Below are 25,226 nucleotides of genomic sequence, written 5' to 3'. Positions count from 1 at the left end.
GTATTTGTCTCATAATTGAACAGATGTAGTTTTGATTGTTGAAGTTTAGAAAATCTGCCTATGTGTTTTAAGAGCAAAGAAAAGAATGTGGCAATATATGCACAAAAATTTGTTTCTGCTACACGAAAGGAGGTCGTAATGGGATTTTTTAATTTTATTAAAACCGTAGGGGAAAAGTTAGGTATTGGGGACCATGAACCAAAAGAAAAGGATTTTAAGAGAGCATTTGATCATTTTCAACTCGGTACAGAAAAAGTCAATATTCAAGTTGAAGACGGTAAAGCTATTTTAAGCGGTGAAGTTCCAGATAGGGAAACACTTGAAAAAGCACTGCTGGTTGTTGGCAATTCACAAGGTATCTCTTCTGTAGATGTTAATCAATTAAAGGTTATAGATACAACGCCTAGAAAAACTTCTCGCTTTTATGAGGTTAAATCTGGTGATAATCTTTGGAAAATTGCTGAAGAGGTTTATGGAAAAGGGCAAGGTAATAAAAACACATTTATTTTTGAAGCCAATAAGCCAATGCTAAAATCTCCCGATAAAATTTATCCTGGACAAGTTTTACGTATTCCTGAAATTGACCATAGTTAATTCATCAAAGGGGATAATTTTTTACTGATGGCATTAAACAAAAAATAAAGAAGCGTAAAAAATTTCACGCTTCTTCATTTTATAAAGTGTGTATTTATAATAAAAGGAGCTTAGTGAACAGGAGAGGATTTAGAAGGTGATGGTACTTTCATAGCGTTTACAGAGAAATCAACATCAATGGTTCCTGCTTTCTCAAATGTTAATTTTGCGCTAATTTTATCACCTAACTTAAATGGTTGTGAAAGCCCCATGAACATAATATGATCACCGCCAGGCTTAAGCGTGATTTCGCCATTTCCCGGAATTTCAATGCCATTGTGCATTTTTTCCATTTTCATAATATCATTAACGACAGCCATAGAGTGTATCTCTGTTGTTTTTACTCCGTTTGTGGAAATAGAAACCAAACGGTCTGGGGTATTACTGTGATTAATAATGTAGAGATAACCGCTACCAACTCTTATACCTCTAGGTGTTTCGCGTGTCCAAGGATTGAGAATTTCTATGTCGCCAAGTTTATATTGCTGAGCACCTGCTGGCAAGGTTATACCAGCAAAGAGAAGAGCACACACGATATTTATGATAACCTTTTTGTATGGATATTGTGTATGTATTATATTCTTAAAGATGAGATTTGTTATTTTTTTAATAATAGATGTCATCATTGATTTACCCTCCTTCATAAGATTCACACTTTGAATATTTTTATTTTAGCAGAGCTTTTATTTAAAATAAAAGAAAGAAATGCTAAAATGAAATTGATTTGAATATAAAAATCATAGAATTCTTGAAATTTAAAAGAAGACAGTAAGATTTACAATGACAACACACCTCTTAACGCTTCCGTGTTCATCTCATAAATAGTATTTGCAAATGGTATAAAATCTATGATGCACTACTATTTTACTTAATGAAGATATAATACAGAACAATCATCAACTACTTTACCAATTTTAATATTATGACAGCTCTTGGCATTTTAAAGCGTTTATACAGAGGTATTTTTATATATTTTCAAAGTTCAAAATTATACAGTTAAGAAAAAACGCTTTAGATGAATTTAAAGCACAGATTTCAAATAGCCGCAAACAATGAGACCGTTAGAAGGAGAATTTTTGAAAGGAGATCGATAGATAATACCTTTACTGATATGAGCATTAGATATGATGACTATTTTAGTCCAAGGAAAATTTATAATATTTGTGATATAAATTATTCGCCTTTTAAAAAGCTTTTACGTGAGTATGATTTTATCAATGATGAGAAGATCAAGAGCGAGAGTGCAATCATTCTTTTATTTTTTAATTTTTATAGAAAGATATATTTTTTGAGAATTGCAAGAAAAATATATTATGCTCTCAAGTCTCTCATAAATATGGTATTTATGGGTCATTAGAGTGCCTATTTTAAAATAAATTTTTTATTTTGGAGATGTTTCTCTCATTATTCTCTTGTAGCAATAAAAGCCTGTTCTTATATACGAGGCAGCAAGGCTTGTTGCGACTTGCAGTTTATTATTATTTATATTGCTTGAAGCAATATACGGGCTTTAGGTGTTATGAGGAGCTATCTTAAAAAGATGCTTTATGAAGGTTGAGGTAGCTTGCTGAATGGAGATTATAATATGGCAAAAGTAATTGGTATTGATTTGGGGACAACGAACTCTTGTGTGGCTGTTATGGATGGCAAAAACGCAAAAGTTATTGAAAACTCAGAAGGAGCGCGAACAACACCTTCCGTTGTTGCCTTTACTGATGGGGGGGAGCGGCTTGTTGGGCAGCCTGCTAAACGGCAGGCGGTGACAAATCCTGAAGGGACAGTTTTTGCAGTTAAACGTTTGATAGGGCGCCGTTTTGATGACCCTATGGTTGAAAAAGATAAAGCGCTTGTTCCTTATAAAATTGTTAAAGGTGACAATGGTGATGCATGGGTTGAAGAGGCGGGAAAGAAATATTCTCCGTCACAAATTTCAGCTATGATTTTGCAAAAGATGAAGGAAACAGCAGAATCTTATCTTGGTGAAAAAGTTGAACAAGCCGTTATTACGGTTCCTGCTTATTTTAATGATGCGCAACGTCAAGCCACGAAAGACGCAGGTAAAATTGCTGGACTTGAAGTTTTACGGATTATTAATGAGCCAACTGCTGCTGCTTTAGCTTATGGTTTGGACAAAAAGGACGGAAAAACAATTGCTGTTTACGACCTTGGTGGTGGTACATTTGATATTTCAGTCCTTGAAATTGGAGATGGCGTTTTTGAAGTTAAGTCAACCAATGGGGATACGTTTTTAGGGGGTGAAGACTTTGACATGCGCTTGGTCGGTTATTTTGCCGATGAATTCAAAAAAGAACAAGGAATTGATCTGAAAAATGATAAACTCGCTTTACAGCGCTTAAAAGAAGCGGCAGAAAAAGCAAAAATTGAGCTTTCTTCGTCACAGCAAACAGAAATCAATTTACCATTTATCACGGCAGATCAATCAGGTCCCAAGCACTTAACAATGAAATTGACTCGGGCAAAATTTGAATCTCTCGTTGACGATTTAGTGCAGCGTACCATTGAACCTTGTAAAGCTGCGTTGAAAGATGCTGGATTAAAGGCCGGTGAGATTGACGAAGTTGTTTTAGTGGGTGGAATGACACGTATGCCCAAGATTCAGCAAGTTGTGCAGAGCTTCTTTGGTAAGGATCCACACAAAGGCGTTAATCCTGATGAAGTGGTCGCAATGGGTGCTGCCATCCAAGGAGGTGTATTGCAAGGCGATGTCAAAGATGTGTTGTTGCTAGATGTAACACCTTTATCTTTGGGTATTGAAACCTTGGGTGGGGTTTTCACACGCCTTATTGAGCGCAATACCACTATCCCGACGAAAAAATCGCAAGTTTTTTCGACAGCTGATGATAACCAGAGTGCTGTGACGATTCGTGTTTTCCAAGGTGAACGGGAAATGGCAAGTGATAATAAGTTATTGGCTCAATTTGATCTTGTTGGTATTCCTCCAGCCCCACGTGGTATACCTCAAATTGAAGTTACTTTTGATATTGATGCGAATGGTATTGTTAATGTTTCGGCCAAAGATAAGGGAACAGGTAAAGAGCATCAAATTCGTATTCAGGCATCAGGTGGTTTAAGTGATGCTGATATTGAAAAAATGGTAAAGGATGCAGAAGAGCACGCGGCTGAGGATAAAAAACGCCGTGAAGGTGTTGAAGCTAGAAATCAAGCGGAGGCTCTTATTCATTCAACTGAAAAGTCGCTCAATGAATATGGCGATAAAGTATCAGCTGAAGAAAAGGGACAGATTGAAACAGCAATATCTGATTTGAAATCTGCGCTTGAAGGCAGTGATACGGAAGAAGTAACAACAAAGATGCAAAAATTAGCAGAAGTCAGTATGAAACTTGGACAGGCTATGTACGAAGCCTCACAAGCAGCGAGCGCTGACACTGAAACAGAGGCAAAGAATGATGATGTTGTTGATGCTGATTTTGAAGAAGTTAATGATAAGAAGAAATAGTGTCAGCATATGTGTTGATTAATTGATAAACCCGGCCTTTGAAATATAAGGCTGGGCTTTATTATTTGAGATAAGTTGCAACTTTGTTGCTAAAAATATAAATTAAAAGCAATATTATCCATAAAGATGGATGACAGAAAAATTATCAGGAATACATGATGAAGGTTGACTATTATGAAATTCTTGGCGTGACTCGCGAATGTGATGATAAAAAGTTGAAATCTGCTTTTCGTAAGTTGGCAATGCAATATCATCCTGATCGCAACGCGGGGGATAAAGAGGCAGAGCGAAAATTCAAAGAAATTGGCGAAGCCTATGAAGTTCTTAAAGATCCCCAGAAGCGTGCTGCTTATGATCGATTTGGCCATGCGGCCTTTGAAAATAGCGGTGGTCAAGGGGGAGCAAATCCCTTTGGTGGTTTTGCTGCTGGTGGTGGATTTGCGGATATTTTCGAAGACTTTTTTGGTGAGATTATGGGAGGGACACACCGTAAGCGTGGTGATAGTCGCGAACGTGGCGCAGATTTGAGTTATAATATGGAAGTGACTTTAGAAGAGGCATTTTCAGGAAAAACTGCAGAAATTAATATTCCCAGTTCCGTTACGTGTGATGTTTGTGAAGGATCAGGAGCGAGAAAAGGCTCTAAGCCGCAAGTTTGTGGAACATGTCATGGATCTGGTCGTGTGCGTGCTGCACAAGGTTTCTTTTCTATTGAGCGAACATGTCCTTCATGTCATGGACGTGGTGAAACTATTACGGATCCATGCCCCAAATGTCAGGGGACACGACGCATAGAGAAAAAACGTTCATTGAGCGTAAATGTTCCAGCTGGTATTGAAGATGGAACGCGTATTCGCCTTTCTGGTGAGGGTGATGCTGGTATTCGTGGTGGCCCCAATGGTGATCTTTATATTTTCCTTTCCATTAAACCGCATGAGTTTTTTCAGCGAGAAGGAGCAGATCTTCACTGTCGCGTTCCTATTTCAATGGTAACAGCTGCTTTAGGAGGAGAGTTTGAAGTTTCCGACCTTGATGGTGTTAAAGCACGCGTTAAGATTCCAGAAGGGACACAAAATGGACGTCAATTCCGCCTTAGAGGCAAAGGTATGCCCATGTTGCGCCGTCAGCAAGCAAGGGGTGATCTTTACATCCATATCACGATTGAGACACCGCAGAAATTAACGCAAGAACAACGTGAATTGTTGCAAAAATTTGAAAAGCTCTCAAATCATGAAAATTCACCGCAATCACATGGTTTTTTTTCACGTATGAAAGAATTTTTTGAAAATATTTCTGGTTAAAATATGTGAATGTTCTCAGAATAATTAGAGAGAGCTGTAGGAAAGTTATTTTCATTAAGTTTTCTATTATCTCATTGTCTTTGAAAAGCATTTTTTCTTGAAAAGAAAAGAGAGAGACAGCTAATTTAGGATAAACTCCTGCTGCTGATAGTTTTTATATTTCATGAGTTTTATGGATAAGTCTTATTTTTGAGTGTCTATGACATTTTAAAAAGGGCTTATCCATATAAGAACGCAATTGAGTGATTGATAATAAATATTACCAGTGTCATGATAACTGCCTTTATGCATTCAGTATTTTTTGTATTTCTTTTTAAAGGCTCTATAATAAAACTGTAAAATAGGTAGCAGCTTGCCAAGAAACGCTAAATAAGCTGTTAGGCAATCCATCTTTTTCAAATAAAGTATCAACTTCTTATAACCGATTTTATTTTTGGCATTTTTCATAGTTTTAATCACTGCTTCCTTTAAAATAAGGGTTATTTTATTTGGAATAGCTTTTACATGCCTCATCTTAGCTTTTAGCCGTAATCATGTCTTTTTAGATGCGGATTTAGTTTTGTATTTCTGATGTCATAAATAGTTCTTCCAGATAATAAAAAACGCTATAATCAAGTTTATTTTGTTCCAAAGAAATTGTGGAATGAGATAATGTGTGTTTAATGCTAAAGAATACATAACAAAACACGTTTTGAGGTATTTGATGTATCTCTCTTGTGGGAAAACAGATTCGATGGAATTCACTTAATTGAATTTATTGGCATAATAAAAAGTTGGTGGGAAGATAGAAGACGTTACCTTTAAAAAGAAAAAATAAATACAATAAAAAAATAGCACAATATGCTTAGAAAACAGCACGACATATTATTGAAATTGTTAGTGATATGGAAAGAGAAGTATACGAAATGAATCTTTTTTCATAAAATAACATAATTAAAATAATACATTAAAAGAATTAACAATTCTAAAAAACATTGAATAATTCAAGCATGTATCGCTATGCAGAAAGAAAAACTTAATGACCGATCATGAAAAATGAGAAGTTTTATAAAACCTTACGAAGAGAGTAATCTAAACAATTAAATGCTTTTACGAAGATGCTTTTGAAGAGCTATCACAATATATGGATAATGTTGCAAAGCCTTTTTTCGATTTTACGATATAAAAAGATAAATTATTATTATAAATCAACTTATTATGATTCTCCATGAGGAGCGTTCAATCGACATTTCCTCATGTTTAATGATTGAGAAAAAGTCAAATTTTTAAAACCAAAGTTATAGTTTATTGGGATAAGCTATAAAGCAGTTGAGTGATTTCTTAATCTTGGGAATATGTTAATTTTATTATTATAAGAAACTTTATTTTTATCTTATAAAATCAATGGTTGTATATATTCCTATTCATTGTTAAGTATCCGTAGGGATAAACTAATGAGTTGAATGTACGGCTTAGCTTCAAAATTTTGCTTTTCAATTTTATATATAAGATCATAAAATAATGACATTTTTTTACGTCTATTTTGTTTAATTTTTCGCTGTCAATTTTTAAAGGAAGTTTTTTGTATTTCATTTTGCTATTCCTTTTTCGTAATTTAGAGGAAAATTGACGATTTTCAGGGGAGGGGGTGGATAGAGTAAAGTTTGGTTTTATTGTTTTCACTTTTCCTAAATTTCATTAAGAGATGGTAAAAAGTGATGAGGAGGCTCTATTGATGGATGATGCTAAAAACGGTGATGTAGATGTTTTGGAAAAACAAGCAGCATTTTTATCGTCTGCTTTACCTTATATGCAAAAATATGAAAATGAAACGGTCGTGGTAAAATATGGCGGCCATGCTATGGGTGATCCTGCTTTGGGGCGAGCATTTGCGCGTGATATTGCTCTATTAAAGCAATCGGGGATCAATCCTGTTGTTGTTCATGGTGGTGGGCCTCAAATTGCTGAAATTTTAATGAAAATGGGGATTGAATCACGATTTGAAAACGGACTACGGGTAACCGATGAGCGGATCGTTGAAGTGGTTGAAATGGTTTTAGCGGGTTCCATAAATAAAGAAATTGTTGCTCTCATCAATGCTGAGGGTGAATGGGCAATAGGATTATGCGGCAAGGATGGCAATATGGTTTTTGCCGAAAAGGCTTATAAAACTGTCATTGATCCTGATTCGCATATTGAACGTGTTTTAGATTTGGGGTTTGTTGGTGAGCCTGTTGAAGTTGACCGCACATTGCTAGATCTTTTAGCATCTTCTGAAATGATACCAGTTCTTGCTCCTGTAGCTCCAGGACGCGATGGTAAAACTTATAATATCAATGCTGATATTTTTGCTGGAGCTATTGCTGGTGCATTAGAGGCTAAACGCCTTTTATTTCTCACTGATGTTCCTGGTGTTTTGGATAAACAAGGTAAACTTTTAAAAGAATTGACAGTTTCTGAAGCTGAGAAATTTATTAAAAATGGGACAATTTCAGGAGGCATGATTCCAAAAGTAGAGACTTGCATAAAAGCCCTTCAAAATGGTGTGGAAGGTGTTGTCATTTTAAATGGTAAAACTCCTCATTCTGTTTTACTAGAGCTGTTTACCGAACAGGGAGTTGGAACGCTTATTGTTTCATAAATTGTGGGGAAAATTGGAAGAGAAAGTTTTTCATGGTGAATCTAAAACAGTTTAAATATCCTTTATTAAGTAAGCCAGAATTGGCAATATTTACTGCGACAATATTGTGGGGCATTACATTTTTAGTCATTCACATTGCGGTACGCTATAGTGGTCCTCTGTTTTTTGTTGGATTTCGTTTTATTGTTGCATCTCTTATATGTGGGGTAATTTTTTGGCGCTCTATAAAAGGTATAACTGTTTATGAAGTTTTCGCTGGGATGGCAATAGGTTTAGCCATGTTTTTTGGTTATGCTTTTCAAGCAGCTGGACTTCAAACAATTATTAGTAGTCAGTCAGCTTTTATCACAGCGCTTTATGTACCGATGGTTCCAATCTTGCAATGGATTGTTTTTAAAAAACCTCCCCGTTTAGCTTGTTGGATTGGCATTATTTTCGCTTTTATTGGGCTTGTATTTATTTCAGGACAAAAGCCGGGAAATTTTGATTTTTCAAAAGGCGAAATTTTAACTTTGTTAGGCGCTTTAGCGATTGCTGGAGAAGTCATACTCATCGGAATTTTTGCGAACAAGGTTGATAGTCGGCGTGTAACCATTATTCAGTTATTTTTTAGTGGTTTTTTTTCATTTGCTTGTATGCCTTTGATGGGAGAAAGCATTCCTGAATTTTCGTGGGTTTGGTTTAATATTGGTATAGGATTGGCATTAATGAGTGCCATCATTCAATTAGCTATGAATTGGGCACAAAAGTCTATTTCCCCTACGCGTGCGACACTCATTTACGCAGGTGAACCGGTATGGGCTGGTATTGTTGGGCGTTTGGCTGGAGAACATTTATCTCCCTTAGCTTTATTGGGCGGTTTGCTTATTCTGATTGGGATCATTGTGGCTGAATTACAACCTTCACAATGGCGTAAAAAAAATAAAGCAATTAAAAAAATTGATTAGCTATACATTTTTTTATTATGATTTTATTGCATGAGATTTTTGCTTGTAGAGTTTTCCTTTTTGGAGCTTTTTTAATATTAAGATGATTAAGAAGTTCTATAAATTATTCCAGTTTTTGCATACCAAATTGGAGAAATAGTATACTTCTATCTGTTTGTCTAATTTCTAAACTGGGCAGACAATCTTCATTGAGCCAAAACATGAGGTGATATAAAGTTAAAAATTAACGCTCATCTTTACGATCATTTTTAAATTCGGCTTTAACAACTTTCAAAAACATCTACGGTAGTGTTTTTGAATAATGAAAATTACGCACTGTCGCACGTTGTTTCTTTTGTCCTTTAATAGAGTTACGCTTCTCACGCAAAATAGAACGCCCACAGTACCGCCCATAACGTTGTACATTAAAGCGTTTTTTTAAAGATAGTTTTCTCAATATACATCATATTCATTGACGGTCTGCATGAAGTATAGAAAAACCACAGAACATCATCATTTTACTTAAAATAAAAGGCACTAGCATTTTCTTTATCTGTTCTCAATATTACGATAGCCTTTGTCATTTGAAAGAGAGAGGCATTTTGACTCATTTCTTAAACGTTTTTATCCATACACTAGCTCTGTTTTATAATGGGGAAGCAAAAAATTTATTGATTCATTATGAGAAGATTTAAAATGAGAGAGGCTCGCGATATTCAGAGTTTTCATTTAAATTGCAAAACAATAAACGATCATTATAAATCAATGCGTTATCCAATGAATCGAAGAGGATTGGTGTGTTTTATCTTTAATAGAAGAAGGAAGGAGTTGTATAAAAAGTATATAAAACATCACTCAATAGAGCACATTTCTAAAGTTTTAAAAATTGAGAAGAAACACCCTCGATATTCATATTATTGTATATAAGATTGCTAAAAAAGCAGATTATTGCGTACAAATAAAAAAGCATTTCTTGCGAATTTTATTGCAAGCCTAAGTGATATACACGCCCATCATATAAATATGATAATACATTGATTTATAATTATAATACAGCATTACTCACATTCAATTATGACCCTGAATACCGTAAAATTTTCTCACGTCAAATCATTTTCATGTTAAATCAATCCAAATCACTTTCTTACACGTCACAAGTGAGTGGGTGGGGACATGTGGGTAAAAACTGTAAAAGAAAAGCATATCTCTTATAAAATTTTTCAAATGTAAAGGATCGTCGCAATATTGAAGATTGGCAAAGTGTGTGATGGTGCCAGCTTACTACAGCATATGAGTTATCAAATAAGATGCGAAAAGATCATTTTAGCAGCCTTGGATTTAATTTAGCAAATAAAGCCTCATTTTTTAGGCTATAAAAAGTTGTGTTTTGAGAAGCTTTTTAGGTTTATATTCTTTTGATAGAAGCCGGAGCATAATTGGTCTTTGCGTTTTGTATTATTCTTTGCTAAATCGCCTTATATGACAATAGATCGCAATTATATTCGTAATTTTTCCATCGTGGCGCATATTGATCACGGCAAATCCACTTTAGCTGATCGTTTGATTCAAATAACAGGTGGGCTTGATACACGTGAGATGAAAGAACAAGTACTCGATTCCATGGATATTGAGCGTGAACGTGGAATTACTATTAAAGCACAGACGGTACGTTTACACTATAAGGCAAAGAATGGTGAAACCTATATTTTAAATCTTATGGATACACCAGGTCATGTGGATTTTGCTTATGAGGTTTCGCGTTCACTGGCAGCTTGTGAAGGTTCTCTGTTGGTGGTGGATGCAAGCCAAGGCGTAGAGGCGCAGACGTTAGCAAATGTTTATCAAGCCATTGATAATTCCCATGAGTTGGTTGTTGTTCTCAATAAAGTTGATCTTCCAGCAGCAGAACCTGAGCGAGTTAAAGAACAAATTGAAGATGTGATAGGCATTGATACATCTCAAGCAGTAGAAATATCAGCAAAAACAGGTTTGGGTGTTCCTGATGTTTTGGAGGCAATTATTGCACAATTACCACCTCCACATACAGGCGATGTTGCAAATCCCTTGAAAGCAATGTTGGTTGATAGCTGGTATGACGCATATCTTGGTGTCATTGTTTTGGTACGGGTGATAGATGGTATTTTAAAAAAAGGCCAAACCATTCGTATGATGGGTACAGGAGCAAAATATCCAGTTGAGCGCGTTGGGGTGTTTACACCTAAAATGGTACAGGTTGATGAATTAGGACCAGGCGAGATTGGTTTTATCACTGCTTCTATCAAAGAGGTAGCAGATACACGGGTTGGGGATACGATTACTGAAGAGCGTCGTCCTTGTGAAAATGCTTTACCTGGTTTTAAGCCGGCGCAACCTGTTGTCTTTTGTGGACTTTTTCCAATCGATGCTGCCGATTTTGATGATTTGCGTGCAGCCATGGGCAAATTACGCTTAAATGATGCGAGTTTTTCTTTTGAAATGGAAACATCTGCGGCTTTGGGGTTTGGTTTTCGCTGTGGTTTTTTGGGACTTCTGCATCTTGAAATTATTCAAGAGCGATTAGAGCGTGAGTTTAATTTGGATTTAATTGCGACAGCACCTTCAGTTGTTTATCGCATGAATATGAATGATGGTTCTGTTAAAGAGTTGCACAATCCAGCGGATATGCCTGATGTGGTTAAAATTTCTTCTATAGAAGAACCATGGATTCGGGCGACAATCATGACTCCTGATAATTATCTTGGATCAATTTTAGAGCTATGCCAAGAGCGGCGTGGGGTACAGGTTGGTTTGTCCTATGTTGGAACCCGTGCTATGGTAACGTATGATTTACCACTGAATGAAGTTGTTTTTGATTTTTATGATCGGCTAAAATCGATTTCAAAGGGTTATGCTTCTTTTGATTATCAAATGACAGATTATGCAGAAGGTGATTTAGTTAAAATGTCTATTTTGGTGAATGGAGAGCCTATTGATGCATTATCGATGCTTGTTCACCGCACGATTGCAGAAAAGCGCGGGCGTTCAATGTGTGAAAAATTGAAAGATCTTATTCCTCAGCATATGTTTCAGATTCCAGTTCAAGCGGCTATTGGTGGTAAAGTTATAGCGCGCGAAACGATTCGTGCTTTGCGTAAAGATGTAACAGCGAAATGTTACGGGGGTGATGTTACGCGTAAGCGCAAACTTTTGGAAAAGCAAAAAGAAGGCAAAAAGCGGATGCGCCAATTTGGAAAAGTAGAAATTCCACAATCGGCATTTATTCAAGCGCTCAAAATGAACAAATAATGAAAAAAGGGGTATTTTCTCTCATTGATTGCGCTTTTGCTTTTGTCGATTGGTTCAGGTGTTTAAAGAACACTTTTAAATAGAATTGCGTCGTGCTTCATGTTCTTGTGTATTGCATAATGGTATCACTTTCTCACGTAAAACAGAATGCTTTAAACAAAATACATTTATGTTGCATATTGGCGTGCTCGTTTTCGTAAATCATCACTCAATACATCAAACTCCATTTCACAACGGGGGATGTAACAAAATATAATGTAAAATACACTGTGAATGATATAAAATCCATTTGGCATTACCGCTTTTACGCGTCAGAAAGGTGCAAAGCGCACCCATCATACTCTTTTTCCGCTCAAAATATTATGACAGTCCTTATCACTTGAGAGAATTCATTAAAGGTATTTCACTCTTTTCTTAAAGTGTTTCTTACCCACACACCAACTGCGTTTGTAACGTGCAAGGAAATGATAGTGATTGATTCACTATGAAAGGATTTGAAATGAGAGAATCCTTGTATTCGAGGTTATTATTCAAGTTAAAAAACGATGAAATATTATTATGAATTAATCTTGTGTCTAAGAACGTAAAAGATCATTAATGGATGTTTTTTCTCGTGTTTTTTGATCAACGCGTTTTACAATAACAGCACAATAAAGGTTTGGGCCTGCTTCACCATTTGGTAAAGGTTTTCCAAGGAGAGAACCTGGTACAACCACTGAATAGGCTGGTACTTCACCAATAAAAATTTCACCTGTTGTACGATCAATAATCTTTGTTGATTTTCCAATAAAGACTCCCATTCCCAAAACAGCACCTTCACGGATAATACAGCCTTCAACAATTTCAGAGCGAGCACCGATAAAGCAATGATCTTCAATGATTGTTGGATTTGCTTGCAGTGGTTCTAAAACACCTCCAATACCAACACCGCCAGAAAGATGGACATGTTTACCAATTTGTGCACAAGAACCAACGGTGGTCCATGTATCAACCATTGTGCCCTCATCGATAAAAGCACCAAGATTGACAAAGGATGGCATCAATATAACATTGGGTGCAATGTAAGCAGAATGACGTACAATGGCTCCAGGAACGGAACGGAAATCAGCACTTTTAAAATCTGCCTCTTGCCAACCAGAGAATTTTGAAGGAACTTTATCCCACCAATGTGTCCCATTGATTCCACCAGTAATAATTTGCATAGGATTAAGCCGAAAAGAGAGTAAAACCGCTTTTTTCAACCATTGATGAACATGCCATTGTCCATTTTTTTGTCGTTCTGCAACACGGATTTCACCTTTATCAAGAAGGTTCAATGCATGTTCAACACTCTCACGTATTTCGCCTTTTGTGGTAGTATCGATAGAATCGCGATCGTCAAAAGCTTGTTCGATAATAATTTCAAGTTGTGTGATATGGGTCATGACGAGAGTTCCGTTAAACAAGTTGAAAGCTTCAAGATTTATTCTCTATGAACTACGCGAAGAAATGTGTTCAGTCAATAAAACGATGAGGAAGTAGGACAGGTGCATGAAAAAAAGCTGTAAAGAAAAAAGAAAAAGGGAGCAAGAAAACTGGACGCCACTTCTCCATACGAAGGATGCTCTACAACAGATCCATAAAGTCTCTAATTCAGCACAGGTGCGTTCCTCTACTTATCGTTTAGCCTATATCGATCAAGATTTTATGATGCGTCCAGAGCTGCGTTCACAACGTATTAGTCTTGAATTTTTAAAGCCGGAAATAACCCTTAAAGAATATGATATTCAATCAACAGTTGTTTTATTTGGTGGTGCGCGTATTCCTGAACCTGGGCAAGCAGCGTGGGCTGCAAAGAATGAAATACAAAAGAAAAATTTGCATGCTATGTCACATTATTACGATGAAGCAAGAGAGTTTGCACGTTTGTGCTCACTTTATTCTGCTACGACACAATATCGTGAATTTGTGGTTGTTACAGGGGGCGGACCAGGAATCATGGAGGCGGGAAATCGTGGTGCTTGTGATGTTGGTGCCCCAACGATTGGCTTGAATATTATTTTGCCACATGAGCAGGAGCCTAATTCGTATGTGTCACCGCATTTGTGTTTTAATTTCCACTATTTGGGGATGCGCAAAATGCATTTTTTAGTACGAGCGAAAGCCCTAGCCATTTTCCCTGGCGGATTTGGAACTCTGGATGAACTGTTTGAGACGTTAACTTTAGTACAGACGGGGCGTATGAAACAGGTACCAATTTTATTGTTTGGCAAAGAATTTTGGAGCAATACTGTCAATTTTGAGTATCTGTCTGCACAAGGTACAATTTCTCCTACTGATATTAATTTTGTGAAATTTGTTAATACAGCAGCAGAAGCTTTTGAAGAAATTCGTTCTTTTTATAAACTGCCTTAACGACTTTTGAGATGCTCACTCTTGAAGGATAATTAATACTCTACTTTGGTTAAATAAAGTCCTGAGGGGGGGGCAACAACACCACAACGTTTACGATCTTTAGCATGAAGAGCTGTTTCGAGATCTTGAGCTGTCCAACGTCCAATACCCACTTCCATGAGGCTTCCTGCGAATGAACGGATTTGATGATGAAGAAAAGAACGAGCTTGTGCATAAAGGAAAATTTCTTCACCTTCTCTTTGAATATCGAGACGTTCAAGGGTGCGAATAGGGCTTTTGGCTTGGCAATGTGCTGAACGGAAAGTTGTAAAATCATGTTGTCCTACAAGCTTTTGCGCAGCTTCATGCATGGCTTCAGCATGAAGAGGTTTTGGTATCCACCACACGCGTTTGGCATTTAAAGCTGGTGGAGAGCGACGATTAAGTATTTTAAAAAGATAATGGCGTTTTACAGCGGAAAATCGTGCATCAAAGTCATCAGGGACATTTTCTACATTTAAGATTGAAATCGCCTCTCCCTGTTTACGTAAAAGAGCATTGAGCGCGTCACGCACAGTATGGGAGAACCAGTTTTTTTCAAAATCAACATGCGCAACTTGTCCCGTAGCATGTACGCCCGCATCGGTTCTTCCTGCTGTTGTTATGGTCAATTGTTGTCCACTAAAGCAAAAAATTGCTTGTTCAAGAGCTCCTTGTATCGTGTGAAGTTTTGCTTGACGCTGCCAACCAGCATAATTTGAACCATCATATTCAAGAGTGAGTTTAAAACGTGGCATCTTAAAAAACAGCAGAAATATGAGCACCTCGCAAAAAGGTTGCGCACTCAAGAATTTTACCGCCAGATCTTTGGAGAGAGGTTATTTCTATCCGTCCTTGCCCACAATGGATAATCAAAGAATCTGGTTCTATCCGTCCAATTTCAAGAGAAGGACCTGTTGTTAAACGACTATCAAGAATTTTTACACGTTCTTCTCGTCCACCGATATTCATATTGCACCAGCAACTAGGAGAGGGAGAGAGCGCGCGAATATGCCTATGAATAAACTCTGCAGGTTTTGTCCAATCAATGCGGGTCTCTTCTTTTCTAATTTTGGCGGCATAGGTGATGCCTTCTTCTGATTGTGGGGTCAGTTTAAGTTGTCCTTTTTCAAGAGTGGATAAAGTCTCTACCATAAGTTCTGCGCCAATATGTGAAAGTCTGTTTGAAAGCTCAGCAGTGGTGGTGTTATCAGTAATGGGGATGGAGCGAGAAAGAGCGATAGGCCCCGTATCAAGTCCTTCATCCATTTTCATGATCATGATACCTGTTTCTTTATCACCAGCCATAATTGCTCGTTGAATAGGCGCAGCACCACGCCAACGTGGTAAGAGTGAAGCGTGGGCATTAAAACAACCAAAACGTGGCGTTTCGAGAATAGCTTTGGGTAAAAGGAGTCCATAAGCCACCACAATAGCAGCATCAACAGAAAGTGCTGCAAATTGCTCCTGTTGTTCGATTGTTTTGAGTGTTTGAGGCGTGAAGACAGGAATGGATTTTTCTTTTGCTACGGTGTGAACAGCGGAGGGGATTAATTTAAGTCCTCGACGTCCTGCTGGACGAGGGGGTTGACTATAAACAGCAACAACATCATGACCTGCATCCAATAAAGCATGTAAAATAGGAACAGAAAAATCTGGTGTTCCCATAAAACTTAATCGTAAAGCCATTACAAAACTGCTTCCTGCATGTTTTTTTCTTTTGCGCGTTTTTTAAATTTTCGTATCACCATATCGCGTTTGATCTTTGAAATGTAATCAATAAAAAGGCGCCCATCTAAATGATCAATTTCATGCTGCAAGCAAGTTGCTAAGAGATCGTCTGCTTCAATTTCTGTTTGTTTTCCTTCACGGTTCTGATAGCGAACACGAAGGCGTTTAGGACGTTCAACCTCTGCAAAATAATCAGGAATAGAAAGACAACCTTCTTTGTAAATATTACGCTCATCTGAAAGCCATAAAATTTCAGGGTTGATAATAACAAGTGGTTTTTTCTGCTCATCTTCAGAATTTCCAGAGACATCTATAACCAACATACGTAGCGGTATACCAATTTGAATAGCAGCAAGACCAACGCCTTTAGCATTATACATGGTTTCCAACATGTCATCCGCAAGTTTTTGGAGAGCTGAATCGACCTGCTCAACAGGTTTGGACACTTCCCGTAAAATCGGATCAGGTAAAGTAACTAAAGATCTCATTGGCATAAGTAGAGATTAATCAATGGTTTGTTATTGGTCAATATTGAATAACGGATTCTTGCGTTTTTTTACAATAAGAGCGTTATATTACAATTTATGTTTGATTCGTTTTTTTCCATACTCGCTGGTGATTTTTTTTCTAAACTAATGCTTTTGCTTTTATTTATACTTGTCTGTTTGGCATTTTTTATGTTGATACATTCTCATCGAAAAAAAGCATTTTTGGAAAATGAAATTGCTGAACGCGCACGTGAGGCACAAATGCAGATGGCTACCTTGCTGAAAACACAAGCTGAAATGCAAGGACGAATGCAAACGATGGCGGAAATTTTTGGTCAACGGCAGGCTGAATTGAATAAATCACTCAGTGAGCAACTCAATGGGATGACAACAAGCTTAGGCCAAACACTTCAGGTACAGACCAAATCCACTTATGAAAATTTGAATCGTTTGCAAGAGCGTTTAGCAGTGATTGATGCAGCACAAAATAATATTCAATCGCTTACGGGACAAGTTGTTCAGTTGCAGTCCATTTTAAGCAATAAGCAGACGCGTGGTACTTTCGGTCAAGGGCGGATGGAAGCAATTATTGCCGATGCCTTACCAACAAACGCTTATGCTTTTCAGGCTGTTCTTTCCAATGGAAAGCGCCCAGATTGTCTCATTCATATGCCCAATAAAGCTCCTTCTCTTGTTGTTGATGCTAAATTTCCTCTGGAAGCTTGGAATGCTATGCGTAAGGCAGAATCAGCGCAAGAGCGTCAAGAGGCAGAACGCCAATTTCGTACCGATATGGAAGTTCATATTCGTGATATTGCACAAAAATATTTGATTCCTGGAGAAACCCATGACACTGCTTTCCTTTTTGTGCCATCTGAATCGATTTTCGCAACAATTTATGAGGACTTTGAGGCATTGGTACAAAAATCCAATAGAGCCCATGTGATTATTGTTTCACCATCTTTGTTGATGCTCTCTGTCCAAGTGGTACAAACCATTATGAAAGATGCGCGTATGCGTGAACAAGCGCATTTAATTCAATCAGAAGTAGCAAAATTGATGGAAGATTTTGGACGAATGGATACGCGTGTTCGCGCACTACAGAAGCACTTTCATAAAGCAGGTGAAGATATAGAGGGAATTTTGATATCGTCCTCCAAAATCATGAAACGGGCAAATCGCATTGAAACTGTCGAATTAAAAGAAAATTACTCTGAACCAACAAAAATGACAACATTGGCTCAGTCGCAAACATTGCGTTTTGCTGATGAGGAATAAAGCAAAGCAAGCTTCTTAGATATTACAAGTTAGATCATGTTCTTTATTGATTGGTAATCATTTTTTAGTATCTCTATCTTGTTTTATTTCTTAAACGAGAGGAATAGGAATATGCGACACCTTTTGTTTTTAGGGGCACTGGTGTTTTTGCTAGAGGGATGCGCAACAACCACTCCCATCCACACAAATAATGCTTGTGCTATTTTAGCACAAAAAAATGGTTTTTTTGACAATTGGGGTAAGGTGTCTCAAAGAGCGGAAATGCGCTATGGAATTCCTATGCCTATTATTCTTGCAACCATTAAGATGGAATCGAGCTTTCGTCACAATGCACGCCCTCCACGCAAAAAACTACTTGGTTTTATCCCATGGAAGCGTCGGTCGACAGCTTATGGTTATGCTCAAGCGCTTGATAGTACATGGGCAATGTATCTTCGCTCTACAGGAAAGTCTTTTGCATGGCGTACGAATTTCGCAGATGCTGCTGATTTTGTTGCTTGGTATCATAGCCAAAGTGTTCAACGCAATGGGGTGAGGTTTGATGATGCATATAGCCTTTATTTAAATTATCATATGGGGCATGGTGCTTATGCACGTAGTGGTGGGCATGTCAGTGCTGCGCTTTCACAGACAGCACAGCGCATGGCAAGGATATCGAGGCTCTATGAACAGCAATTAAAAAGATGTGGATGGCATTAGGGAAGATTTTTGAAAATCTCAATCAGGGAATTGATGGGATAAAATTATTCGAAAGCAAAATTCCACATGATATGATAAAATAGTGTCGTTTTCCGATCGTTCAATGAAATAAATTGTTATTTTTTAGAATAAACTCAAGCAACAGAAAGTTTTTGCAATACACAATATATTTGAAGATACTCTCGACATTTTTACTTCCTTTGTTAAAAAAATTTATAATAGAAACCATTTTCTATTTAGTGTTGGCATTTCGCATTGGGCTAAGTACTAGAGGTTATTGAAGAAAAATTTTAAAATATAATATCATTTTTTATTTTCATTATGCGTATTACTGGCTGATTATTATATGAATATTTTCTTTGTTAAGCGTATAAAATAGCAATTAAAACAAATGCAATTCGGGCATCATAAAAAGGGTAAAATATTCAATATAAAAAAACGAGAAATGCATTAAACGAAAAAACGTTGTTTTGTATAAAGAGGGCGCTACAGTCTTCAAAAAAACTAAGTGTATTTAGTATTGTATGAAATAAAACATAGTCGTCCATCCAGTTCATCTTAATTGAAAGAAGTTATCTTATTGTATTGTAAAAATACTCCTGTTTATAGGATGATAAGGTATATGCAACTTTATACACAATGAATATTCAGGGTAGGGAATATTCAGAGAAAGATTTGTAACGCCTATGAAGTAACAAGTCAGTCTCCAATGTTGTGATAGCTTTTGCATTTGAGAATATTTATGAGAAGCATTTTTATTCTTTTTCTTAAATGGTTTAAGATATTGATTTATAAAGATAATATATCGTTATTCATATTAAAGTAAGAATCTCGAATGGCGTAGGGTTTTATCGTTTCAGATCTCTTGAGGTTGAATCAATAAAACCATTGGCTTGCACATAACAAGCACAATGGGTATGTGGATAAAAACTGTGAAAGAAAAGACTAAAAATGTTTTTTTATGAACATACATTCTCAAATGTAAGAATTATCCGTAACATTGGGAATTAGCACATATAATGATAGCACCACTTTGCTCTTACACCTCGACCTTGTTTATGACGTGCAGGGAAAAAAATTAATTGATTCAATATATTATTTAAGTGTTAATATACCTTAGTATTGAGCAGGTATACGCTACTCAAGGTGGATAATTTTTAATTGGCAGAACATCTGATCAGGCTAAAAATACTCGAAAAAAGTTCTGATTCGCAATAATTGAGAAGTATATTTTAATATTTTATTCTCTACTCTTTGTTTAAGTACTTCATATCTTTAAAAAAGATACCGGTAACCAACATATTATGATATTTGTGGAAATATTGTGGTAAAGGAAATTCAAATTTTGTCCTTTAAGACAAGGCGCAGGTTAAACAGCTCATTTTCTATTTCTGTGCAAAGCATAAAAAATTATCTACTTTCACGGTTGCGACAGTAAATTTTATAATCCAACAAATGATTAAAAATGTATTATAATATCATTAAGATGCAAGGAACAGGCGCTATTGGAATGATAATTAAATAGCACATAAACCTTTTAAATTGATGCACACATCTTTTATTATAATTGATTCCCTTGATAGAACAGTTGGTCTTTTTGGTGGAGCTAAGCGGGATCGAACCGCTGACCTCTTGCATGCCATGCAAGCGCTCTCCCAGCTGAGCTATAGCCCCTATAAAAACAAATTGTCCCAAAAAGACAGTATACAATTCCAGCTTTTCTAGAACGATCAAAATTGAAGATCAAGAAGAATTTACATTCAATAGAAAAGATGTCCTCTTTTACTTCTTTTAAGCATCGTCATCATTAGAAACACCGCCTCCGAGAATATCAGTAACGTCATCATCTTCATCGTCACCATCATGAGACAAAAATGTATCATCATCATCACCAAGATCTACATCACTATCTTCTAAATCAGGAAGATCGTCATCTTTAGAATCCACATCATCATCTTCAAGAAGCATAAAAGCAGATTTTTCAAGTGCTGTATCAAGCTCTTCAGTATCAACTTCTTCTTCATTATTTGCTTCCGCTGCTGCAACTTCAAAGTAAGAACGCGGATAAGAAATCCCTGTATAGGGCGACACAATAGGATCGCGATTTAGATCGTAAAATTTTTTTCCTGTTTCTGGATCAACACGTTTAGTTCCAAGTTCTTGTTTTGCCATAAACCGTGCCTCTTTGATTAACTATTATTCCATTAAAAGATAAATTTTATGGTGCTTAATCGAAAAATAATACCTTTGTCAAAGATAAATACACTGTTCCACAGTGATTTTTTCATGACGTCTTTTAAAGCATGTGCTAAAGGATGCACAATTTCATAAAAGTTAGATAGAATTAAATAGAATTTCCATGCAAAAAGCAATCCCTATAACCACCTATAAATCGAGTAGTCTCTCTGGAAAAATTCAAATACCAGGAGATAAATCAATCTCTCATCGCTCTCTTATATTGGGAGGATTAGCAAGTGGTGAGACATATATTCATGGATTACTTGAAAGCGCTGATGTACTCAATACAGCTGCTGCTATGCAAGCTATGGGTGCCTGTATTATTAAAAAAGAAGACTTTTGGATCATACGAGGAACAGGGAATGGTTGCCTTTTAGCTGCACAAAAACCTTTAGACTTTGGAAACGCTGGAACAGGTGCTCGTTTGGTTATGGGAATGGTTGGTCCGTATCATATGAAAACAACCTTTATTGGTGATGCTTCTCTCTCTAAACGTCCAATGGGACGTATCCTTGATCCACTGCGTCTCATGGGGGTTGAAATTGAGGCAACGCGCGACGATCACCTTCCTTTAACGCTTTATGGTCCGAAAATGGCTAATCCGATTCGTTACCGTGTTCCAATAGCTTCCTCCCAAATTAAATCAGCAATCCTGCTTGCTGGACTCAATACCGCCGGCACTACAACTGTTATTGAACCAGTTCTGACACGAGATCATACGGAAAAAATGTTAAAAGCATTCGGTGCGCAACTTGAAATAGAAAAAGATAACGAAGGTGCGCGTTTGATTCATCTTAATGGTCAACCCCATCTTACTGGACAAACGATTCATATTCCGGGTGATCCTTCTTCTGCTGCTTTTCCAATTATCGCAGCCCTTCTTATAGAAGACTCTGATATCACCATTGAAAATGTTTTGATAAATAACTCTCGAATAGGACTTATCGAAACATTGTGGGAAATGGGTGCTCAAATTGAATTTTTGAACCGACGTCAAACAGGTGGAGAGGATGTTGCTGATCTACGGATAAAATCATCGGTCCTTAGAGGCGTTACGGTGCCCAAAGAACGTGCTCCATCGATGATAGATGAATATCCTGCTTTGGCAGTAGCAGCTGCCTTTGCAGAAGGCAAAACAGTTATGCTAGGAATTGAAGAATTGCGTGTAAAAGAATCGGATCGATTGTCTGCTGTTGCTCAAGGATTAAAAATTAATTGCGTAGACTGTGAAGAAGGTCAAGATTTTCTTATTGTTTATGGAAAAGGTTCTGCCAAAGGTTTGGGGGGTGGGTATGTTGCCACACATCTTGATCATCGAATTGCTATGTGTTTTCTCATTTTTGGGCTTGTGTCAGAAAAACCTGTTACCATTGATGATAAACGAATGATCGCTACGAGCTTTCCAGAATTTATTCCTTTTATAAAACAACTTGGGGGAAAAATCGCTTGAAGCCTTTTGTTATCGCCATTGATGGACCTGCTGCCTCAGGCAAAGGAACCTTAGCACGCAAAATTGCTGCACATTATCGCCTTCGTCATCTCGATACTGGTCTTACTTATCGTAGTGTTGCTCATACGCTTTTACAACAAAATTTAGCTCTTAATGATGAAAAAAATGCTATTATTTATGCTAAAGAACTTGATTTTAATACCTTAAATCCTTCTCTTCTTTCTTCTCATGAACTTGGTGAAGCGGCTTCAAAAATAGCAATTAACCCTGCTGTACGCAAAATTCTTGTCGAAAAACAACGCAACTTTGCTAAAGTTTTGCCCGGCTGTGTGCTTGATGGGCGTGATATCGGAACGATTGTTTGTCCTGATGCCGATATCAAGTTTTATATTCTAGCCAATGTTCAAACACGCGCCAAACGCCGCTACCAAGAGATTTTAAAAAAAGGTGTTCAAGCAAATTATCATGAAATCCTAGCTCAACTTGAACAGCGCGACAGTCGCGATATAACGCGCAAACAAAGTCCACTAAAACCAGCAAAAAACGCCCACTTGCTTGATACGTCAGAATTGAGTATAGAAGCAACATTTGAAATTGCATGCAGTTTTGTTGATCCAATCATAAAAATGCATATAATTGGATAAATTCGTTAAGGTAACTTCCAGCCTAGCGCTAACTTTTTTCCTTTATTCAAGGAAAAGGCTAGGGAGTTACTCATGTTAACACTAACCTAGCGCTCATACCTTATAATACAAGGTATATATTAGGAGTTCTTATGTCACAATACAATCCCACAACAGCGGATTTTGAAGCCCTTTTAACAGAATCTTTTCAAACTAATGATCTTAATGAAGGATCTGTTGTTAAAGGTCGTGTTATTGCAATCGAAAAAGACATGGCCATTATTGATGCTGGTCTTAAAGTCGAAGGACGTATTCCTCTCAAAGAATTTGGAGCTAAAGCAAAAGATGGTTCTTTGCAAGTTGGCGATGAAGTTGAGGTTTACATTGAACGCATTGAAAATGCGATGGGTGAAGCTGTTTTATCGCGTGAAAAAGCACGGCGCGAAGAAAGTTGGGTCCGTTTGGAGGAAAAATTCAATGCTGGTGCACGCGTTGATGGAGTGATCTTTAGCCAAGTAAAAGGTGGTTTTACAGTTGATCTTGATGGTGCCGTTGCTTTCTTGCCTCGCAGCCAAGTTGATATTCGTCCCATTCGTGATGTTTCACCCCTCATGCATAATTCACAGTCCTTTGAAATTTTGAAGATGGATCGTCGTCGTGGCAATATTGTGGTCTCACGCCGCACTGTTTTAGAAGAAAGTCGCGCTGAGCAACGTTCAGAAATCGTACAAAATCTTGAAGAAAATCAAATCGTTGAAGGTGTGGTGAAAAATATTACAGATTATGGTGCCTTTGTTGATCTTGGTGGGATTGATGGTCTCTTGCACGTTACAGATATGGCATGGCGGCGTGTTAATCACCCATCTGAAGTGCTCACAATTGGCCAAACGATTAAAGTGCAGATTATTCGCATTAATCAAGATACGCACCGTATTTCTCTTGGAATGAAACAGCTTGAAAGTGATCCTTGGGAAAGCATCAGTGTCCGGTATCCGATTGGTAAAAAAATTACGGGTGCTGTTACCAACATTACTGATTACGGTGGTTTTGTTGAAATTGAACCAGGAATCGAAGGGCTGATCCATGTTTCTGAAATGAGCTGGACAAAGAAAAATGTTCATCCTGGAAAAATTCTGTCTACATCACAAGAAGTAGAAGTGGTTGTTCTTGAGATTGATCCTTCTAAACGGCGTATTTCTCTTGGCTTAAAACAAACATTTGAAAATCCATGGGAAGCTTTTGCCAATAAATTTCCTGTCAATTCGCAAATTGAAGGAGAGGTTAAAAATAAAACAGAATTTGGTCTGTTTATTGGGCTTGAAGGCGATGTTGACGGTATGGTTCATTTGTCTGATCTTGATTGGAACCGTCCTGGTGAACAAGTTATTGATACTTATAATAAAGGCGATATCGTTAAGGCTGTGGTCCTTGATGTTGACATTGAAAAAGAGCGCATTTCTCTTGGAATTAAGCAGCTTTCCAGCGATAAAGTTGGAGAAGCAGCTGCTTCTGGCGAATTGCGAAAAGGTGCAGTTGTAACATGCGAAGTGATTGCTGTTAACGACAATGACATTGGTGTGAAATTGATTGACCACAACCTTGAGACAACCATTCGGCGTGCTGATCTTGCGCGTGATCGTGATGAGCAACGTCCTGAGCGTTTCGCAATTGGGCAAAAGGTTGATGCTCGCATCACAGCATTTGATAAAAAAACACGTAAAATTTCAGTATCGATTAAAGCTTTAGAAATTGCAGAGGAAAAAGAAGCTGTTGCACAATATGGTTCTACAGATTCAGGTGCTTCTCTTGGTGATATTCTGGGTGCAGCTTTGAAAAAACAAGAACAAGATTAATCATCAATCATTAAAGTTGGTTTTATTATTAAGGTCACTCATTAGGAGTGACCTTTTTATTTTATAAAAAAAATTGTCTGCTTATTTTTAAATTATTGAAACAAAAATTATAAATGCTTGCAAATAAAAACAAAAAGTTTGTTTTTTGTCTAACAACGGTTCACTATTCAGATAAAATGCTTAAAATTTAAATAAAAAACAATGTAATTGA

At 37.1% G+C, this 25,226-nt stretch carries 19 protein-coding genes and 1 tRNA gene; 12 read left to right on the top strand and 8 right to left on the bottom strand.

Annotation, left to right across the window (positions count from 1 at the left end):
• The first annotated feature begins 138 nt into the window (after window positions 1-138).
• Complete coding sequence (gene lysM, locus ACFIMM_RS01635) at window positions 139-594, top strand: peptidoglycan-binding protein LysM (RefSeq protein WP_375611389.1); 456 nt, start codon at window positions 139-141, stop codon at window positions 592-594.
• A gap of 110 nt (window positions 595-704) precedes the next feature.
• Here the strand turns inward: lysM and ACFIMM_RS01630 are convergent, their stop codons facing one another.
• Window positions 705-1,259 carry a copper chaperone PCu(A)C gene (locus tag ACFIMM_RS01630; RefSeq protein WP_375611390.1) on the bottom strand — a complete coding sequence of 185 codons (555 nt, stop codon included), beginning with the start codon at window positions 1,257-1,259 and terminating at the stop codon, window positions 705-707.
• A 959-nt stretch (window positions 1,260-2,218) separates the two neighbouring features.
• Between ACFIMM_RS01630 and dnaK the strand changes: the two genes are divergently transcribed.
• The 4 genes from dnaK (at window position 2,219) to ACFIMM_RS01610 (ending at window position 8,979) form a co-directional block, all read left to right on the top strand.
• Complete coding sequence (gene dnaK, locus ACFIMM_RS01625; RefSeq protein WP_273790233.1) at window positions 2,219-4,111, top strand: molecular chaperone DnaK; 1,893 nt, start codon at window positions 2,219-2,221, stop codon at window positions 4,109-4,111.
• A gap of 158 nt (window positions 4,112-4,269) precedes the next feature.
• Window positions 4,270-5,412, top strand: coding sequence for a molecular chaperone DnaJ (gene dnaJ / locus ACFIMM_RS01620; RefSeq protein WP_375682607.1), 1,143 nt, complete (start codon window positions 4,270-4,272; stop codon window positions 5,410-5,412).
• 1,714 nt (window positions 5,413-7,126) lie between these two features.
• A complete protein-coding gene (gene argB, locus ACFIMM_RS01615) occupies window positions 7,127-8,032 on the top strand; it encodes an acetylglutamate kinase (RefSeq protein WP_375611391.1) in 906 nt (301 codons plus the stop codon).
• A gap of 32 nt (window positions 8,033-8,064) precedes the next feature.
• Entirely contained in the window at window positions 8,065-8,979 is a 915-nt protein-coding gene (locus tag ACFIMM_RS01610; protein WP_375611392.1) for a DMT family transporter, read from the top strand.
• Between the two features lie 280 nt (window positions 8,980-9,259).
• On the opposite strand, the gene ACFIMM_RS01605 is transcribed toward ACFIMM_RS01610, so the two are convergent.
• Window positions 9,260-9,415 (bottom strand): hypothetical protein, encoded by a 156-nt coding sequence (locus ACFIMM_RS01605; protein WP_375638156.1) that lies wholly within the window; start codon window positions 9,413-9,415, stop codon window positions 9,260-9,262.
• A 1,022-nt stretch (window positions 9,416-10,437) separates the two neighbouring features.
• On the opposite strand from ACFIMM_RS01605, the gene lepA reads away from it, so the two are divergent.
• Window positions 10,438-12,243, top strand: a complete 1,806-nt coding sequence (lepA, locus tag ACFIMM_RS01600) for a translation elongation factor 4 (protein ID WP_375682606.1) — start codon at window positions 10,438-10,440, stop codon at window positions 12,241-12,243.
• Between the two features lie 575 nt (window positions 12,244-12,818).
• Here the strand turns inward: lepA and dapD are convergent.
• Window positions 12,819-13,667 carry a 2,3,4,5-tetrahydropyridine-2,6-dicarboxylate N-succinyltransferase gene (gene dapD, locus ACFIMM_RS01595; protein WP_375668153.1) on the bottom strand — a complete coding sequence of 283 codons (849 nt, stop codon included), beginning with the start codon at window positions 13,665-13,667 and terminating at the stop codon, window positions 12,819-12,821.
• Between the two features lie 106 nt (window positions 13,668-13,773).
• Here dapD and ACFIMM_RS01590 point away from each other — a divergent pair, with 106 nt between their 5' ends.
• Window positions 13,774-14,637 (top strand): LOG family protein, encoded by an 864-nt coding sequence (locus ACFIMM_RS01590; RefSeq protein WP_375611394.1) that lies wholly within the window; start codon window positions 13,774-13,776, stop codon window positions 14,635-14,637.
• Between the two features lie 32 nt (window positions 14,638-14,669).
• Here ACFIMM_RS01590 and truA read toward each other — a convergent pair whose 3' ends face one another.
• From truA to def, 3 genes are read right to left on the bottom strand one after another with little or no spacing between them, the layout of a single operon-like run.
• Complete coding sequence (gene truA, locus ACFIMM_RS01585) at window positions 14,670-15,413, bottom strand: tRNA pseudouridine(38-40) synthase TruA (RefSeq protein WP_375682588.1); 744 nt, start codon at window positions 15,411-15,413, stop codon at window positions 14,670-14,672.
• A gap of 1 nt (window position 15,414) precedes the next feature.
• Complete coding sequence (gene fmt, locus ACFIMM_RS01580) at window positions 15,415-16,344, bottom strand: methionyl-tRNA formyltransferase (protein ID WP_375620855.1); 930 nt, start codon at window positions 16,342-16,344, stop codon at window positions 15,415-15,417.
• On the bottom strand, window positions 16,344-16,880 hold the full coding sequence (def, locus tag ACFIMM_RS01575; RefSeq protein ID WP_375620854.1) for a peptide deformylase: 537 nt from the start codon (window positions 16,878-16,880) through the stop codon (window positions 16,344-16,346). The genes fmt and def overlap by 1 nt, the downstream gene beginning before the upstream one ends.
• Window positions 16,881-16,970: 90 nt before the next feature.
• Here def and ACFIMM_RS01570 point away from each other — a divergent pair, with 90 nt between their 5' ends.
• Together ACFIMM_RS01570 and ACFIMM_RS01565 are read left to right on the top strand one after the other, a co-directional pair.
• Entirely contained in the window at window positions 16,971-18,152 is a 1,182-nt protein-coding gene (locus ACFIMM_RS01570; RefSeq protein ID WP_375612812.1) for a DNA recombination protein RmuC, read from the top strand.
• 111 nt (window positions 18,153-18,263) lie between these two features.
• Entirely contained in the window at window positions 18,264-18,851 is a 588-nt protein-coding gene (locus ACFIMM_RS01565) for a hypothetical protein (protein ID WP_375612813.1), read from the top strand.
• 1,598 nt (window positions 18,852-20,449) lie between these two features.
• Here the strand turns inward: ACFIMM_RS01565 and ACFIMM_RS01560 are convergent.
• A tRNA-Ala gene (locus ACFIMM_RS01560) sits at window positions 20,450-20,525 on the bottom strand.
• A gap of 117 nt (window positions 20,526-20,642) precedes the next feature.
• A complete protein-coding gene (locus tag ACFIMM_RS01555) occupies window positions 20,643-21,023 on the bottom strand; it encodes a TIGR02300 family protein (RefSeq protein ID WP_375611400.1) in 381 nt (126 codons plus the stop codon).
• Between the two features lie 187 nt (window positions 21,024-21,210).
• On the opposite strand from ACFIMM_RS01555, the gene aroA reads away from it, so the two are divergent.
• The 3 genes from aroA to rpsA all read left to right on the top strand — a co-directional run bounded on the left by aroA (window position 21,211) and on the right by rpsA (window position 25,015).
• Window positions 21,211-22,539 (top strand): 3-phosphoshikimate 1-carboxyvinyltransferase, encoded by a 1,329-nt coding sequence (aroA, locus tag ACFIMM_RS01550; protein WP_375611401.1) that lies wholly within the window; start codon window positions 21,211-21,213, stop codon window positions 22,537-22,539.
• The gene (gene cmk, locus ACFIMM_RS01545; RefSeq protein WP_375611402.1) at window positions 22,536-23,183 is read left to right on the top strand and encodes a (d)CMP kinase; all 648 of its coding nucleotides are present in this window, start codon (window positions 22,536-22,538) and stop codon (window positions 23,181-23,183) included. Before aroA ends, cmk begins: the two co-directional genes overlap by 4 nt.
• A gap of 131 nt (window positions 23,184-23,314) precedes the next feature.
• Entirely contained in the window at window positions 23,315-25,015 is a 1,701-nt protein-coding gene (gene rpsA, locus ACFIMM_RS01540) for a 30S ribosomal protein S1 (RefSeq protein WP_026500132.1), read from the top strand.
• Window positions 25,016-25,226: the final 211 nt, after the last annotated feature.

Source organism: Bartonella sp. AP258QHHD (genome assembly GCF_042196145.1).
Taxonomy (GTDB): domain Bacteria; phylum Pseudomonadota; class Alphaproteobacteria; order Rhizobiales; family Rhizobiaceae; genus Bartonella.
Note: the sequence above shows the minus strand (reverse complement) of the source record. Positions and strands in the feature narration are given on the sequence as shown.